The organism is Comamonas sp. SY3, assembly GCF_041730275.1.
Lineage (GTDB): Bacteria > Pseudomonadota > Gammaproteobacteria > Burkholderiales > Burkholderiaceae_C > Comamonas > Comamonas sediminis.
This window is the reverse complement of the sequence record NZ_JBGTYN010000007.1, coordinates 118,274-134,751: the sequence shown is the minus strand read 5'-3', so window position 1 is coordinate 134,751 and position 16,478 is coordinate 118,274. Positions and strand designations below refer to the sequence as shown.

General features: G+C 53.5%; 11 protein-coding genes. 10 read left to right on the top strand and 1 reads right to left on the bottom strand.

The features are described from left to right. Positions 1–1,247 precede the first annotated feature (1,247 nt). From ACCQ08_RS11630 to ACCQ08_RS11595, 8 genes are all read left to right on the top strand, one after another. Positions 1,248–3,056 (top strand): GBS Bsp-like repeat-containing protein, encoded by a 1,809-nt coding sequence (locus ACCQ08_RS11630; protein WP_373449858.1) that lies wholly within the window; start codon positions 1,248–1,250, stop codon positions 3,054–3,056. Between the two features lie 90 nt (positions 3,057–3,146). Beyond that, entirely contained in the window at positions 3,147–4,868 is a 1,722-nt protein-coding gene (locus tag ACCQ08_RS11625) for a hypothetical protein (protein ID WP_373449857.1), read from the top strand. Between the two features lie 74 nt (positions 4,869–4,942). After that, positions 4,943–7,084, top strand: a complete 2,142-nt coding sequence (locus ACCQ08_RS11620) for a hypothetical protein (RefSeq protein WP_373449856.1) — start codon at positions 4,943–4,945, stop codon at positions 7,082–7,084. A 280-nt stretch (positions 7,085–7,364) separates the two neighbouring features. Then, the gene (locus ACCQ08_RS11615) at positions 7,365–9,089 is read left to right on the top strand and encodes a hypothetical protein (RefSeq protein WP_373449855.1); all 1,725 of its coding nucleotides are present in this window, start codon (positions 7,365–7,367) and stop codon (positions 9,087–9,089) included. A gap of 23 nt (positions 9,090–9,112) precedes the next feature. Then, on the top strand, positions 9,113–10,087 hold the full coding sequence (locus ACCQ08_RS11610) for a glycosyltransferase family 2 protein (protein WP_373449854.1): 975 nt from the start codon (positions 9,113–9,115) through the stop codon (positions 10,085–10,087). After that, positions 10,087–10,494 carry a GtrA family protein gene (locus ACCQ08_RS11605; RefSeq protein ID WP_373449853.1) on the top strand — a complete coding sequence of 136 codons (408 nt, stop codon included), beginning with the start codon at positions 10,087–10,089 and terminating at the stop codon, positions 10,492–10,494. Before ACCQ08_RS11610 ends, ACCQ08_RS11605 begins: the two co-directional genes overlap by 1 nt. 78 nt (positions 10,495–10,572) lie before the next feature. Further along, positions 10,573–11,580 (top strand): acyltransferase family protein, encoded by a 1,008-nt coding sequence (locus ACCQ08_RS11600; protein WP_373449852.1) that lies wholly within the window; start codon positions 10,573–10,575, stop codon positions 11,578–11,580. A gap of 21 nt (positions 11,581–11,601) precedes the next feature. Continuing rightward, positions 11,602–12,384 (top strand): HAD-IIB family hydrolase, encoded by a 783-nt coding sequence (locus tag ACCQ08_RS11595; RefSeq protein ID WP_373449851.1) that lies wholly within the window; start codon positions 11,602–11,604, stop codon positions 12,382–12,384. 106 nt (positions 12,385–12,490) lie between these two features. On the opposite strand, the gene ACCQ08_RS11590 is transcribed toward ACCQ08_RS11595, so the two are convergent. Beyond that, complete coding sequence (locus ACCQ08_RS11590; RefSeq protein WP_373449850.1) at positions 12,491–12,937, bottom strand: energy transducer TonB; 447 nt, start codon at positions 12,935–12,937, stop codon at positions 12,491–12,493. Between the two features lie 295 nt (positions 12,938–13,232). Between ACCQ08_RS11590 and ACCQ08_RS11585 the strand changes: the two genes are divergently transcribed. Together ACCQ08_RS11585 and ACCQ08_RS11580 are read left to right on the top strand one after the other, a co-directional pair. Then, the gene (locus ACCQ08_RS11585; RefSeq protein WP_373449849.1) at positions 13,233–14,675 is read left to right on the top strand and encodes an NAD-dependent succinate-semialdehyde dehydrogenase; all 1,443 of its coding nucleotides are present in this window, start codon (positions 13,233–13,235) and stop codon (positions 14,673–14,675) included. 378 nt (positions 14,676–15,053) lie between these two features. Next, positions 15,054–16,358 (top strand): hypothetical protein, encoded by a 1,305-nt coding sequence (locus ACCQ08_RS11580; RefSeq protein ID WP_373449848.1) that lies wholly within the window; start codon positions 15,054–15,056, stop codon positions 16,356–16,358. Positions 16,359–16,478: the final 120 nt, after the last annotated feature.

The window sequence follows — 16,478 nt, the reverse complement described above, 5'->3', positions numbered from 1 at the left end:
CGAGCAACGTGGACTCGCGATCTTGCTGCAGGGTAATAGACCCTTATCCACACGTGAGGTCTAATATATCCAATACAGCTCAATGGCTGTTTTGTTGCCTAGATCATTACAACATAGTTCAAACAAATAGCTGATAACGCTCGATGCAATGCACACAGCCTTCGCATTCGTGCAATACATCGCTTGTTGCGCTGATACATCTCAGCCGTATTAGGCACACGGCCCGCCCTAGAAGATATGCGCAGTCTTAAGCAGTCCTACTGTTCGAAAATTTCGCAACCACCCACTAGCTTATTCTGGCTTCTAACATCTAAGACATCTGTTGCATACCAGTGTCATGTAGACGATGGGAATCTCATTTCCATTTACAGACTGTGCCTAGCAATGCCTGCAGGCAAGACCCCATGGCCCTCTCTATCCATGGTTCACAGCGAGAGCAGCTTGCTAATGCACGGGCTGCGCTCTACCGATGACCTCAACCTTTTTCAGCCTGAATGCGGTCGTTAGAGATGCGTTTTTACAACGTCCAATCGCAATTTACATCGCCTCTTTAGGCCACCTCTGCTTGTCTGAGATTCGTTGATTTGCAAATCAGGTTGGCTTGATACGCCGCTGTCGTGTTAGCAGGTATTAAGAAGACATCTCACGGGCTGCCATAGCGCCGGTGCTTCAACTTAATCTGTATCACTCGCAGCACTCACAGGATGACTACTTCAACCATCATTCCTGAAATTTCAGTTTGCAATATTGGTATCTCTTTCACATACATCTTGGGCAAGGTATTGCCTTGACCATCAACTTTATTGATATCAATCCAACCTGAAATGTCCTACACCCGCACCCTCAATCAAATAGAACGCCCTTGATCACATTAAAAATAAAACGGCATTCAGCAGGTATTCAGTCAACACACATTTATCGCATATACGCCGTCCAATACCATGAATATCTATATGCATATTCATGGCATCTCATACAAAAACATTTCACTATTATGAAAATTATTTATAACAAGATCATGGAGAAAACAAACGCTCATATCAGAATTAGTCAATCCGGCGCTTACCCGCATATAGATTTCAAACCAAGGGACAAAAATAACCACACCCCCAAGACTTCACATCTAAAAAATCGATACATCTATTTAAATTACTTCAGTCAGACTACTTATAGAAACCCATTAATTGCAAGCATGCGATACAGCCCAACCCCCTTTACACCCACTAATATCGAAAAAATTCAGAAAAATGCCAAATTTTTTCAAAACCATTATCATTTACTTATTTTTCTTAACACCTCTATCAGCCTTATCTCAGACTTGCCATGTTTCCCCCGAAGCTGAGCAAACAACTAAAACATCTGGAACACTTAGAATTTATGCACATGGGATTGCAGCTGATATAACAGCCACCAGGTTTCCTACTTGGGGAGAAGCTGAAGGACAAGATGACCTATTTTGGTATGAAGGTATAAACCAAGGCAACGGCACTTGGTATACCGACATTGATATGTCACGACACAAGCCCAACAGTCCAGAATACGGCAGATTCGATACCCATGTTTGTGTGAAAACGTCCTCTGGAGGGGAGAGCGCTTGTGGGGGGACAACATGGACAAGGGTTTCTAACCAGCCAAGTTGTGGGGCAGTTGAGCCCAGTGCTAAAACAACTGTCGCGCATGAAGGCTTTTTGCGGATATATGCACGAAATGTTTTAAATGCCCAGAAGGTTCAATTCCCCACATGGGGAGAAATGAATGGACAAGATGATGTAACTTGGTACGAAGGAATTGATGCAGGATCGGGGACCTGGTACGCAGACATTGATCTGGCGAAGCATAAACCGGGAAATCCTGAATATGGAAGATTTAACACACATGTTTATGCAACCTCACCTGAAGGCTCGATAGCTTTTTGCGCAACAGAATGGCAGCGACCTCAAATAATAGCATTCTCCACAGGCAACACTTATCCCGATTGGCGAGACACTAATATCTTACCAAATGGCCAATTGGCAATGGCGGAAGATATTCGCAATGCATTTTGCAACCCAATTTGTCCAGACGGGCGCTTCAGAATTGGCATGAAATACACCTTGGATTTGATGCAAGATAATCCAGGAATAAAAAAGCACGAGGCTTTAATTGAACTTAAAGCATTAATCACTAGCGCCAAAATAAATAATTTTTACTTTTACATTCACGCCAATCACGAATGGATTCTTCCCATCAATGCAAATCCATTTAAAGCTGACACCATGAACTGGGCCGAATACACGGACTGGGGAACACCATTAACCACGTTCAGCAATGGCTGGGGGCGCAATGAGAACAATGAATACTCACCCAATGGCTTAAAACCAAATTTCGAGAGCTCCATCGTTCGAGGAAAAATAAAAGAAGATATAAATTTTATTTCTAACTTTATTAAATCCAACATATATACTGATCCAGTAGCCAATAATTTATTCATGGGACTGGACTTTGGCTGGGAAACGGAGGTAGCCCCTTCCGTCATACCGTTTGACCCTACACCAATCGGATATGCCGCTCTAGCGAATCGCATCAACCCCATAAATGGTCAAAATTACGGACCAAGCAATCCGCCCAGCGACAAAGATTTTCACAGAATCCTCGGAGACGTCTCTAGAGATTTTATATTATTCATTGCTAACGAGTATGAAAATCAGGGGATTTCAAAATCAAAATTATTTACACACATCACTACAAACACCCTTCCAATGCCAAACGAAAAATCAGAAAATACTATACTAAGAAGGCCATATGATGCCAGTTCAATTTCCGGCACCAACTTTGGTGTTTCTTGTTTCTGTGGAGCTTCCTTTGATTTTGAGCGCATCAATACAGAAAGAAAACAAAAAGCATGGACGATCACAGAGGCGGATCCAATTACGGCCCTCGCCTCTGTAAACGGAGGAAGCGGCTCACCGCCTCCGGCAGGGATTATTGTATACAACTGGTCTGACACCATGCGTCGACCCTTTGGTGTGCCGCCAGAAGATATGATCCCCAAATTTAGAACATTATTTAATAATTAGCCCTGAGTTGTGCCAACGACGGCAATTGCACAACTATCGGTGAATAGCCCCATCTCCCAAAACCTTTAGCATCCGCTGCCGAAGATTTAAATGAAGAACCAACTCAATTCCACATCCATTTTCTGGTCAGGTATTGTAGTGATCGGAATCCTCTCTCTATGGATCCGAATGGCATTTCCTATCCACGCAGTCAGCTGGGCTTCACACGATGACCTTTTGTTTGTGAAGCATGCTGTAGACATAGGACTGGGAAACTGGCTGGGCGATTACAACAGTCTCACGCTCTCCAAAGGAATCGGCTATTCCCTGTTCATGCTGGTCAACCATGCAACAGGGCTTCCCCTCAAATTCAGCGAGCACGTTCTCTACCTAGCCACTGCCGCCTACTTTTCAGTCACCGTCGCTCAGCTTTACCGCTCACGTGCCGCTTCCTTAGTCTGTTTTTTCCTGCTAGCCTTCATCCCCACCGCCTGGGTGGCCGGAGCAGGTGGGCGTGTGGTACGCGAGGGTCTATACATTTCCCAGTCACTGCTGCTGCTTACCTTGGGTATCCGTTTCTGGGTGTTGCCCCATACCCAAACAGTGATGAGCCAGATAAATAGACAATGGCGCACACTAATAGCGCTTGGCTTGGTTGCGGGCTGGTTCTGGATCACCCGTGAAGAGGGAATATGGCTAGCCCCTTCGACGGTGTTGATGATGGGGTATTGGCTGCTACGCCAAGCGGATTGGCGCTCGCAATGGCGCGCCATTCTGGGTTTTCTGTCAATTCCTCTGCTAGCTGCATCGCTCGTGGTCATGACCATCAATACGGTCAACTATGCGGTATATGGCACTTTCCGCAACAACGACTTTCGCTCCAGCGACTACCAAGCTGGCTATGGCGCCTTAACGCGCATTCGCCATGACAACTGGCAGCGCTATGTGCTGTTTCCCAAAGATGCGCGTGAAAAGGCGTATGAGATGAGCTCCGCAGCGCGCGAACTCAAGCCATTTTTTGAAGGCAATGTTGGCCAGCATTGGCTCGCTGCGGGATGCAACCAAACCCAAACGTCTCCCTGCCCAGAGATTCTTTCCGGATGGTTCATGTGGGCACTTCGTGACGCCGTAGCCCATGCAGGACACTACAACAGCGCTCGTGATTCCAGGGCGTTCTACCGCCGGCTCTCTGCCGAGATAGAGAAAGGATGCAAACAGCGTCCGGGCGACTGTTTGCCTATGCGGAAAACCCTGTTACCCCCGTGGCAAGTAGGCTATCTCGGCGATACCCTTGAAGCCTCTTGGGCCGTTTTCCAGACGCTTGCTACATTGGGAAAGATACCCGCACACACACAGGCCAGTGAAGGGGACAACAAGCACTTGGCCTTGTTCGATGCGGTCACTAACGGGACGTTAACTCCTGCAGGTGCATCTAAAGGCGCATGGGGCGAACATACACTGAAGTCTCCGCGCGACGACCTAAGAATGCACTGGGCTCAGCGGCTGACCACGGCAATCACTACGCTCTCTACCTATGCCCTGCCCTTGGCATTTGTGGTTTGGTCCTTGTGGTCAGCGGCTGCAGGGCTACAACTTCTGCGCAAGCGGGTGCTGCCATCTGCAGCATGGTGGGCCACATCGGCAGTCGCGGCAGGGATTATCACGCGCGTCGTCTTGCTAGGTTTTTTGGAAGCGACCTCCATCCCCAGCAACAATATGCTCTACCTCTTCCCGCTGGTTCCTTTCTCTCTCGCGATGCCTCCCTTGGTTCTGTGGGGCATGCTACGCTCGCTTCCCCATGAACCAGAACATGGTGAAAACCCCGCCAATTGATGTGATACTCGCAGTCACCAACTCTTGACGGCTGTCGATGTGTTGATATTTCAATATTCATATTAAGGTTTTCAATGCAAAAAATGGGCAGGCGTTGTGTATTTTTAGGGCTTTGGATCATTTTCGGACTGGTATACGTTGGCAACGCCTGGTCGCCTTCATCGTACGCATACCCCTTAAAAAATATCTACGCCTACCAGGATATCGAGCCTACTCTCGGTAAGGCGAGATCCATCCGTGCAGATGAGTGGGCCGTGGTAACACCGCTGACGCAAGCCACCGTCCGCAACGGTTTTGAACGCTATAACAAAACATCGCTATACCAAGAAGACTTGCGCATCAACTACGGCTTACCCATCGCAGATTGGGGCATGGCATTCAAACCCACGATGTGGCTCTACGGGTGGGTAAACCCGGCGTACGCATATTCGTTCCACTGGTTTGCCATATTTGCACTCTTCATCACGGGCTACGCATTCCTGTTCAAACGCTTTGGTGCCAGCAACACCACAGCCCTGCTGCTGTCTTTTGGCCTGTATTTCACCGGATTCAGCCAGTTCTGGTGGAACGAGAAGGGCCCCATCCTTGCGATATTCCCATGGGTCATCATGCCCTTTTGGCTGAATTTGCGCTTGCACTGGCAGCTCATCTGGTTCTATTACGCGGCCGTCTTCTGGCTGCTGACCAACTTCTACCCGCCAGTTCAGATTTCGCTGGCCTTTGTGGGCCTGGTGCTCTTGGTCGCTGGCAAGCCCCGACTCTTTCAGCCGCGCACCCTTGTCTGGGTAGGCCTTGCCGCAGCCTTGGCCGCCGGCACAGCGGGTCTGTATCTCTACGACTATCTCTCGGCCACCAGTGCCACCATTTATCCGGGAAGCCGACACTCCATGGGCGGCGGGGTCGGCGATCGCTTCATGCTCTCGTGGATCTTCCCGTCAATCAATTTCAGCTGGGTTTACAACAGCCTGATTGGCCTCAACATGAGCGAGATCGGAACCGTAGGGATGTATTACTACGTCGCTGTGCTGTTCTTCCTCGATTACCGGAATATGGCTGCGCTGTGGAGTGATACCAGCAAGCGCAGAATATTCCTGGTATTGCTCGCAGGGTTCATGGTTCAGTTTGTCTGGATGGTGCTGCCAATCCCTTCAGTATTTGGCAAAGTACTGCTGTGGGACCATGTAGAGCCAGCACGTATGCAGTACGCAAGCGGCGTACTCTTAACGATCATCGTCTTGTACTTAGCCAATGTGCTGGGTTTGATGTTGTCGCTCAGCCGATTGCTTCTGCTCAGCATCTTTATCGTCGCCGGGTGGTGGTTGTTCAAGTTTCCGCTGGGAACCCATCGAGGCGAAGATCTGTTTTTCCTGTTTCCACTGGCCTTGCTGTACCTTCTCGTACGCAAGCACAAAAGCCATACCCATGAAGCGCTGGCTCTGGCCTCATTGATTTTTGGTGCAGTGCTATTTGGCCGTTTCAATCCGCTGCAGTCTGCTTGGCCCATCTTCAACCTTCAGCCGAACGAAGTGGTCAAATATCTGCAACAGCAAGAGAAGAAAAACGATGGTGTTCTGGTTTTTCCACAATTACATGCAGCCACTGCCAACGGATTGGGATTTCGCTCGCTCAGCCACACCAATGCAGTGCCGCCAATGGCATTTTGGGAAAAGCACTTTGCAGATATTCCGGCAGAAGAGCGCAATCTGATCTTCAACCGCTACGCGCATGTGGTCCCCGATCTGATGCCTCATCCTCGCCTCCAGCAAACTGATGCGGTGCAGGTACCAATGGACCGCTTTATGCAAATAGCGCATGCGGATGTGGTAACCGGCTATGCTGACACACTTCCCACCGATGGAGGCTTTGAGCGAGGTACGCAGTACCCAACTGCCTTGGTGCTTCATGGCTGGGCTGGTTGGACGAGTGACCCCGACGCGCATGGAATGGAAGTCATCACAGAGCCCATCACAAAGGGAAACGTTCAGCTGACCCCTATAGTTCGCCCAGATCTTCCGCAAAACACCCAAAACAGAGTGTCGGTACTGAATGGCTTCAAGATCATGATCCCCCATCCAGACCAAGCGCCTCCTCATTGCATCACACTGATTTCATGGGACAAACGGACTGGAGAACGCAAACTGCTGAACAATCCTTCCGATGTGCCTTCATGCGCCTCCGATGTCATAGCGTTGTCAAGCCTTGGCAGAGCGCCATGATGTTTACGGCCTAGAGGACTGCCTGTGGCGCTACAAAACTGTGATGAAGCTCGCTTGGTTCTTTTACTAGACATGCTCAGGGAAATGGAGCCAGGCAGTTGTATGTCAAAATCCGCACCGAACAAACCTAGTCGGACTGGCGGCACTGGCACTGATATTTCATTAAGGACGCCCATTAGTGCTTCACTTGCCTTCGATTTATTTATTTTCCCAGTTCCCAACCTGCGCAGAGCTTCGTACCCCAAGAAACTGCCGTCAGAAGCCAGCAATCACGAGATAAATGACAGACAAGAATCTGAAGCTACCGCGTAGCCATCTCTACACCTTTCTCGCGCTAGCGGTCCTGTCGCTGTGGCTGCGCATGGCCTTTCCCGTTTTTGCAGTGGGATGGGCGTCCCACGATGATTTGCTCTTTGTACATCTGGCTGCCGAAATAGGCAGGGGCAGTTGGCTAGGACACTACGACAATTTGACACATGCCAAAGGCGTTGGCTACCCGCTGTTCTTGCTGTTCAACCACGCAACCGCGCTGCCGTTGAAGTTCTCCGAGCATGCGCTTTATTTGGCCTCTGCAGGCTTTTTCGCTTACATCGCCGGCCAGTTAATGCGATCACGCAACTTGGTCCTGGTGCTGTTTGCTGTGCTGGCCTTCCAACCAGCAGCCTGGATGGAGCAATCCGGCGCAAGGGTGATGCGTGAGGGTATTTATATCTCGCAGACCTTGTTCTTGCTGGCGCTGGGCGTTCGCTGTTGGTTGCTAGCCGATGCCAGCTTGGCGCCTGCAGCACAACTCCGTCTGCGCTGGCCATCGCTGCTGGCAATGGGATGTGTGGGGGGTTGGTTCTGGCTGACCCGTGAAGAAGGCGTGTGGCTGCTGCCCGCACTAGGGCTGATGCTGGGCTACTACTTGTGGACGCAACGCAAGGCTCTACGCGCATGGAAAGCCTTGCTGGCTTACATGACCTTGCCTGTGGTGATTGCGACATTGATGGTGGCTGCGGTTAATACGATCAACTACGTCAAGTACGGCGTCTACCGCAATAACGACTTTCGCTCCGCTGATTTTCTCTCCGGCTATGGCGCACTGACCCGTATACGCCATGACCACTGGCAACGCTATGTATTGTTCCCTAAAGATGCGCGAGAACGCGCCTACGCGATGAGCGCTGCTGCTCGCGAACTCAAGCCCTATTTCGAGGGCGAGCGTGGCGAAGGTTGGCGCAAAACCGGTTGCGAGCAGACTCAGACATCCCCATGCCCTGAAATCTTGTCCGGCTGGTTCATGTGGGCAGTTCGCGGTGCAGTGGAAGAAGCCGGCCATTACAGCAGTGCTAGAGAAGCCAGCAAGTTCTACCAACGTTTGGCCCAAGAGATCGATGCAGGATGCAAGCTGCGCCATGATGACTGCCTGCCCCCCCGCGCCACCATGCTGCCACCGTGGCGAGAACACTATGCCTGGGACTCTGCCAAAGCCACTTGGGAGGTGTTTGGCACCTTGGCGAATTTGGATCGGGGTACGCTCAAGCCATATCAAAGCCTGGGCTCCCTCCTGCATCTGAAGCTGTTTGACGTGGTGACCAACGGCCCGCTAGCACCCACGGCTGACAGTCCCGTTTTTGAGATGGACATGACCTCACCTCGGGACAAATTGCGTTGGGGAGTGGCGCAAGCTATAGCTACCACCATGAGCAAAATCTCGGAAGTGGGTCTACCTCTATCTTTTGTCATCTGGTTAGTTTGGTCAGCCAGCACGCTATTCCAATGGATCAGACACGGATCTCTTCCCAATGGAGCCTGGCTATTAACTACCGTGATGGCCGCAGCCATCGTCACCCGTATAACATTGCTAGGTATTTTGGAAGCCACTTCCATCCCCAGCAACTACATTCTGTATATATTCCCAGCGGTTCCTTTGTCGCTGGCGATGCAGGTCCTGGTCGTCTGGCAGGTTGCAGGCATGCTGCGCTCCAAACTCAAACACGGGCACAATGCGGCAGCCGTGTGAATGATTAAAAAATAATTCCTGACATGACCGAATTCCCATCCAGCCTCTACCGCAACCAGCGCATCGCCGTCATCCTCCCCTGCCACAACGAAGAACTGACCGTACGCCCCGTGGTGGAAGGCTTTCGACAGGCGCTGCCCGAGGCGGAGATCTATATCTTCAACAACCTCTCGACGGACCGCACCGCCGAGATCGCCATTGAAGTAGGCGCGCATCTGCGCAATGTCAATCTGAAGGGCAAAGGCAATGTGGTGCGCCGCATGTTTGCCGATGTGGATGCCGATATCTATGTGATGGCCGATGGCGACGCGACCTACCACGCGCCTTCAGCACGCAAGCTCATCGACATGCTGATTGACCAGCAGCTGGACATGGTGGTGGGCGCGCGCGTGGAGGTCGAACCCGCACCGGGCGACACAGGCATCACCTACCGTCCCGGCCATCGCTGGGGCAACAAGCTGTTGACGGGTACAGTGCAGCAGATTTTTGGCGGCAGTTTCCGTGACATGCTCTCAGGCTACCGGGTGTTCTCGCGGCGCTATGTCAAATCCTTCCCTGCGCATTCGCATGGCTTCGAGATCGAGACCGAGCTGAATGTCCATGCGCTGGAGCTGCGCATGCCTTGTACCGAGGTCGATACGCCTTACGGCGCCCGGCCTGAAGGCTCCGCCAGCAAGCTGTCCACCTACCGCGACGGCTGGCGCATCCTCAAGACCATTGGCCGCCTGGTAGTCAGCGAGAAGCCCCTGCAGTTCTTCGGCTGGCTGGGCGCTGCGCTGTCACTGATCGCCATTGCACTGGCCGTACCCATCGTGATGGAGTACAGCCATACCGGCATGGTGCGGCGCTTTCCCACCTTGGGTTTGGTAACCGCCATGATGGTTTGCGGAGGCGTATCCTTTGTCACCGGCCTGATCCTGCAAGCCATTACCTTAACGCGGCGCGAGATCAAGCAGTTTGCATACCTGGCATCCGTGGCCAATACACCGAGCAAGTGATGGATTTCAAGATCAAGCGCTCGGTGCTCTGGTTTCTGATCGCCGGTTCGCTCGCTTTCGTTGTTGATGTCGTGGTGCTGACCTTGCTGCGGGATACGCTGGGGGTGTATGCCGCAAGAGCCGTATCATTCTGGCTGGCCGCTACCACCACTTGGCTGATCAATCGCAATATTTCCTTTGCGGGCCGCAGCGCTTCCGGGAGCCTGCTGACCGAGTACCTGCACTATCTGGGCTTGATGCTGGGCGGGGGCGCAGTCAACTTGGCGGTGTACTCGTTGCTGGCCTGGATCTTTCCCCAAGGCCCACTGTGGCTGATGCTGTATGTAGCAGCGGGTACCCTCGTCGCGATGACGGTGAACTACCTCAGCATGACCCGGCTGCTGTACCGCCAGCGCAGCGAACACTGAGCTTACCCAGCTGGCTAAGGCTTGCACCGAATGCATCTTGCCAGCACATGCAAGACAAATTCTTAGACTGAAGCACGCATGAAACCGCAGCGCCTGCACCAGGCCAATAATTTTGACGCACTGCGCTTGGCGGCTGCCTTGGCCGTGCTGTTCAGCCACCAGTATCCGGTGACGGGGACTACACCGCCTGAATGGATGAATGTGGCCATGGTAGGTGGTGTCGCCGTGATGGCTTTCTTTGTTATCAGCGGCTACCTAGTGACGCTCAGCTGGTTTTCGCAGCCACGCTTGTGGGTGTTTTGTGCCAAGCGTGCGCTGCGCATCTGGCCGGCCTTGGCTGCGGTCGTACTGCTGGCCATATTTGTGCTGGGCCCAAGCCTGACGACGCTAGCTCTGCGCGATTACTTCCATCACCCCATGACCTGGGACTATCTGCACAACATGCTGCTGCAGATTCGCTGGAGCCTGCCTGGGGTTTTTGAGAACAATGCCTTGCCCCATACGGTGAACGGATCGCTATGGACCACTCCCATGGAGGTGAGCTGCTATGCCGTACTGGCTGCAGCCGGGGTTTTGGGTTTGTTGCGCTGGCGTTGGGTATGGGCTTTCTGCTGCCTTGGCTACCTGCTGTGGTTCCTCACCCAAATGACCATGGACCTGCGGGGCGTCATGACGCACTGGTGGGAGTTTCCTGCGTATTTTGTCTTTGGGTCGCTGATCGCTACTGTCAGCGACTGGTTTTTGCGCTACCGCTTGGCCTGTTGCGCTGCGGCCTGTGTTGCCGGCGGGATGCTATGGGCATGCGGCTTCAGCTATTCGGCATTGCTGCTGTTTCTGCCCGCCGTTCTGGTGGGCGTGGGCACCCTGTCCTGGCCGGTGCTTCGCCAGGCAGGAGGCTGGGGTGATGTATCGTACGGGGTTTATCTGTACGCTTTCCCGGTCCAACAGACGGTTCGCTATCTCTGGCCTGAATGGGGTTTTGCCAGCAGTCTGGCACTGGTGACCACATTGACCTTGCTGGCCGGCTGGCTGTCCTGGCTGTTGGTAGAGGCGCCCACCCTGCGCCTCAAACGCTTTTTACGCTAACCTCTCGCTGTTTCCTTCTCTATGCTTGCTCTGAACCAATGGCAGCCGGCCACCCCCATCCTCGGCCTGCTGACCGATATCGACGACACCCTGACCACAGAGGGCGCCGTCCCTGACAACGTGGTGCAGGCCATCGCTGCCCTCAAGGCCAAGGGCCTGGCCGTGATCCCCATCACCGGCCGGCCGGTGGGCTGGAGCGAGCCCTTTGCCGCTGCCTGGCCGGTTGATGCCATCGTGGCCGAGAACGGTGCCGTGGCGCTGCGCCGCAATGCCAGCGGCGGGCTGGACAAGCTCTACCAGCAGGACGAGGCCACGCGCGTCGCCAACTTTGCGAAGATGCAGGCGGTGCTCGCGCAGATCGAGCAGACGGTGCCGGGTGCGCAGCGCGCCACCGATTCGGCCGGGCGCGAATGCGATATCGCCGTGGACCACAGCGAGTTCACGCAGATGCCGCAGGCCGATATCGACCGCTGTGTGGCGCTGATGCAGGCGGCCGGCATGAATGCCACCGTCAGCTCCATCCATATCAATGGCTGGTTTGGCGGGCACAACAAGCTCGAAGGCGCGCGCTGGATCGTCAAGACCTTGTTCGGTCGCGATCTGGACGCGGAAATCGGGCAGTGGTGCTATATCGGCGACTCCACCAATGACCAGCTGATGTTCCAGCATTTCGACAACAGCTTTGGCGTGGCCAATATCGAGCGCTTTGTGCCCCAGCTGCAGCACCTGCCGCGCTATGTGACGCGCGGCGAGCGCGGCGCTGGCTTTATCGAGCTGGCCGGACGCATCTGCGCGCTGAAGTAAGCGCTGAAGCGGCGAACCGGCCGCCCCGCACGGCAAAAACGCCCGCGGCACCTGAGGTGCAACGGGCGTTTTGTCATGCGGAACGCGTGGAAGCGCTATGTCTGCATCAGGGCTTGAAGTCGAACTGCTGCTGCAGGATGACCTTCATCGGCTGGTTGTTCTTCATCGCAGGGCGGTACTTCCACTGGCGCACTGCGCGTTCCACCTCGGTCGCCATATCGCGGGAGGTGGTAGTCAGGGTCTTCACATCGCTGACGGCGCCATCAGTGTTGACGACGAACTGCACGCGCACGCTGGCCGGTTGGGGCTGGGCACCAGCCGGGTAAGGGAAACGGGGGGAGGCACCCGTCAGCAGCTGGGGCGCGGTGTCGCAAGCGTTGTCGGCACAGCCGGCCGCCACAGGGGCTGCATTGGCCGCAGGGGCGGTGGCCGCAGGGGCGGTGGCCGCAGCAGCGGCAGCATCAGGCGTGGGAGCCGACTGGTTGGTGGCGCAGCCCGCCAGCAGTGCGGCAAGAACGGTGACAACGGCAGAACTGGTACGGATCAATGACATGGTCTGAAGCTTCCAAAAGTCTCGTGGTGGTGCGGCCCAGGCCAACCTGGCGTGCACAGGGCGCGGTACAACAACGCTGCCCGCGCAGCAAACCCCATGTTTTACCACGGGCCTGCGGCCCCATTGTGGAGAAATCCGGTACATGCCCGCTCCCGCATGTCGAAATTGCCGTGGGTGACTACGCGCATTGGCACTAGCGGTTAGGATTTGAAGCTGATCGCCTGCAGCCATCCTCCGGGCTGCCGGCGACGGCCCGACCACTGGATACCTCCAAGACACGCAAGGAAAAATGGCAATGACCACTGCATATCCGGATACCCGACTGCTGATCAACAACGAATGGCAAGATGCCTCCGATGGCAAGACCATCGATGTGCTGAACCCGGCCACCGGCAAGCCCATCGGCAAGGTCGCTCATGCCACCAAGAAAGACATGGACCGTGCATTGGAAGCCGCTCAGGCGGGTTTCCTGGTCTGGCGTGCAACCCCTGCCATCGAGCGCGCCAACACCATGCGCCGTGCTGCCGCGCTGCTGCGTGAGCGTGCCGAGCAAATTGGCCGCCTGCTGACCCAGGAGCAAGGCAAACCTTTTGCCGAAGCCAAGGGCGAAGTGCTCGCTGGCGCCGGCATCATCGAATGGTTTGCCGATGAAGGCCTGCGCGTCTATGGCCGCATTGTGCCCGCCCGCGTGCCCAATGTGCAGCAGCTGGTGATCAAGGAGCCGGTCGGCCCCATCGCCGCGTTCACGCCCTGGAACTTCCCGGTCAACCAGGTGGTGCGCAAGCTCGGCGCCGCACTGGGCACCGGTTGCTCCTTCCTGTTGAAGGCGCCTGAAGAAACCCCCGCATCCCCTGCCGCGCTGCTGCAGTGCTTTGTCGATGCCGGCCTGCCCAAGGGCGTGCTGGGCCTGCTGTTCGGCTCCCCCGCCGAAATCTCCGAGTACCTGATCCCCCACCCGATCATCCGCAAGGTGACCTTCACCGGCTCCACCGCCGTGGGCAAGCAGTTGGCCGCACTGGCTGGCTCGCATATGAAGCGCGTGACGATGGAGCTGGGCGGCCACGCACCGGTGATCGTTGCCGAAGACGCCGATGTGGAACTGGCCGTCAAGGCCACCGCTGCGGCCAAGTTCCGCAATGCCGGTCAGGTCTGCATCTCGCCCACCCGGTTCCTGGTGCACGCCGATGTGAAGGACGCCTTTGTCAGCGCCTTCGTCAAGCACGCCGAAAGCCTGAAGCTGGGTGATGGCCTGAGCGACGGCACCACCCTGGGCCCCCTGGCCAATGCCCGCCGCCTGACCGCCATGGCCCAGGTCGTCGAAGACGCCGCCGCCAAGGGTGCCAAGGTCGCCACCGGTGGCGCACGCGTGGGCAGCGAAGGCAACTTCTTCGCCCCCACCATCCTGGCCGATGTGCCGATGAACGCCTCGGTGTTCAACGACGAGCCCTTTGGCCCGATTGCCGCGATCCGCAGCTTTACGAAGCTCGAAGACGCGATCACCGAAGCCAACCGCCTGCCTTTCGGCCTGGCGGCCTACGCCTACACCCGTGCGTACAAGAACGTGCAGCTGCTGTCGAACCAGATCGAAGCGGGCATGGTCTGGATCAACCAGGCTGCCACGCCAACGGCCGAGTTCCCCTTCGGCGGCGTGAAGGACTCCGGCTACGGCAGCGAAGGCGGCCCGGAAGCCATGGAGGCTTACCTGAACTCCAAGGCTGTGTCGATCACGGCGGTCTAAAGACAGTCCGAGGGCTTTTCTGGCGACTTTCGCTACGCAAATCTCCGTCTTTTAACCTGAGCCCCAAAAAATTGGATGTAAATCCAATTTTTTGGGGCTTTTTCATGGCGAAAGGCAATAACACATGCAATTTTATATTTCAATCACTTGCGTCAGCTAGCTAGGCGTCGCTCTATGCATTTATCGCTGTCAACAAAATTTAATATTTAAAATTAATTCAATTGATATTTCTTGATATTCAATATATCAAATTCAACACAGCCAGACACAAAATAAACTCCAACAACTCAATTCATTTAATACATCGTAAGATTTGCGTAAGTTTCGAGAAATACCCTTCACGTGAGCCTTTTCACACCACCAACCAAATCAGACAAGATGAATACCACAAAATTAAAAGCTGGCGTATTTGCCATCACTATTACATTAGCAGCTCCTGGCTTTGCCATTGAAGTAGCGGAAGGGTGCACAGGATCACAAGCTGCCGTTGATAAGAACATATTCAATTGGCGATACTATTTAAACTCCAATGCTGATGTAGCAGGAGCTGGCGTTAAAACTGCTAGTGCAGCATGTACCCACTGGCTGAATCATGGTCTACCAGCAGGCAGACAAGCCCATCCGGGTTTTCACTCCTCTCAATATCTGGCAAGATATCCAGACCTACTCGCAGCATTCGGAAAGACAAATTATATCGCAGCTGTGAATCATTATATTCAATCAGGCATACCCGAAGGAAGAATTGGATACCAAGATAACGGCATATCACTTGGCTATCAAACCACGACAATCAGCAATCAAGTCGATACCTCGAAGATATTCATGGGCATCAGCAAAAGAACCGCTGGCGCAGTCGATAGCCTTATGTTTGATAATGTCGAATTTATAAATGCAACAGATCACGGCCGAGAGCTGCAAATCGCCGGGGTCTCTTCATGGGAAGAAGGATACAACCCTACGGAAGCAGGATCTTGCAACGATGGATCGGGATATGCTACATCAAGCAGTCTGAACACCCTTATATTCAAACCCAATAGTCTTTTCACCTCTGTAACCCCAGCATTTTGGCGAAAACCCGGCAATACCCTTTGCGGACTTGGAAATAATACAACTACATCAGCCGAAAATTATAGGTTTCATAAGAATATATCAATCGGCGAGATACCAGGAATGCCTAATGTAATACATTACGCAATCCAGGTAGACATCAATGAACATGTACCGCAAGACCCTCGGAATTCATACATGCGATTTGAACTCCCAACCGCGTATCACGGGGGTGATTTCAACAGAATGTTTCAGTTCAATAAGGAAAACTCAACACTGATAGAGATTACAAATCTTTCGTGCATGATAGGCGGCGCGTGCGCATCCGAAAACTCACTAATTTATGCGACTGCCAATTTATCGCATGCACTAGGAGTGTGTGCAGGTCGAGAGGCAGGCGCCGACTTTGCAGCAAGAGAGAGGTATCTAGCCTTTGGAAATCTCGACAATAGCAGCCCTTTCGCATCAACAACGAAATGGTCTGTAGTGAGATACATTCACGGCAATGTATCCCCTGGAACCGTACTAAATTTCAATAGCTATCTAGCAATAGCAAAAACGCTGGACAATGTTTCGGCTGTCGATAGAGTCAAACTCAACCTAAATGAATTACACCAAACTGGACACTGCATTTAATGACACCTAAAATGCAATATTTTCGGAATGTAGCATATGGTTCTAATGATTAAGAATGCAAACCTAGCACCTTACATTAGTAGCAAGCATCCAAATATTAACCTCAATTAAATGTACTAA

Excerpts from the sequence above, each read along its gene's own strand:
- ACCQ08_RS11625 (WP_373449857.1), top strand. The coding sequence starts at position 3,147 with ATGAAGAACCAACTCAATTCCACATCCATTTTCTGGTCAGGTATTGTA.
- ACCQ08_RS11585 (WP_373449849.1), top strand. The coding sequence starts at position 13,233 with ATGACCACTGCATATCCGGATACCCGACTGCTGATCAACAACGAATGG.
- ACCQ08_RS11590 (WP_373449850.1), bottom strand. The coding sequence starts at position 12,937 with ATGTCATTGATCCGTACCAGTTCTGCCGTTGTCACCGTTCTTGCCGCA.
- ACCQ08_RS11580 (WP_373449848.1), top strand. The coding sequence starts at position 15,054 with ATGAATACCACAAAATTAAAAGCTGGCGTATTTGCCATCACTATTACA.
- ACCQ08_RS11595 (WP_373449851.1), top strand. The coding sequence starts at position 11,602 with ATGCTTGCTCTGAACCAATGGCAGCCGGCCACCCCCATCCTCGGCCTG.
- ACCQ08_RS11610 (WP_373449854.1), top strand. The coding sequence starts at position 9,113 with ATGACCGAATTCCCATCCAGCCTCTACCGCAACCAGCGCATCGCCGTC.
- ACCQ08_RS11620 (WP_373449856.1), top strand. The coding sequence starts at position 4,943 with ATGCAAAAAATGGGCAGGCGTTGTGTATTTTTAGGGCTTTGGATCATT.
- ACCQ08_RS11600 (WP_373449852.1), top strand. The coding sequence starts at position 10,573 with ATGAAACCGCAGCGCCTGCACCAGGCCAATAATTTTGACGCACTGCGC.
- ACCQ08_RS11615 (WP_373449855.1), top strand. The coding sequence starts at position 7,365 with ATGACAGACAAGAATCTGAAGCTACCGCGTAGCCATCTCTACACCTTT.
- ACCQ08_RS11605 (WP_373449853.1), top strand. The coding sequence starts at position 10,087 with ATGGATTTCAAGATCAAGCGCTCGGTGCTCTGGTTTCTGATCGCCGGT.
- ACCQ08_RS11630 (WP_373449858.1), top strand. The coding sequence starts at position 1,248 with ATGCCAAATTTTTTCAAAACCATTATCATTTACTTATTTTTCTTAACA.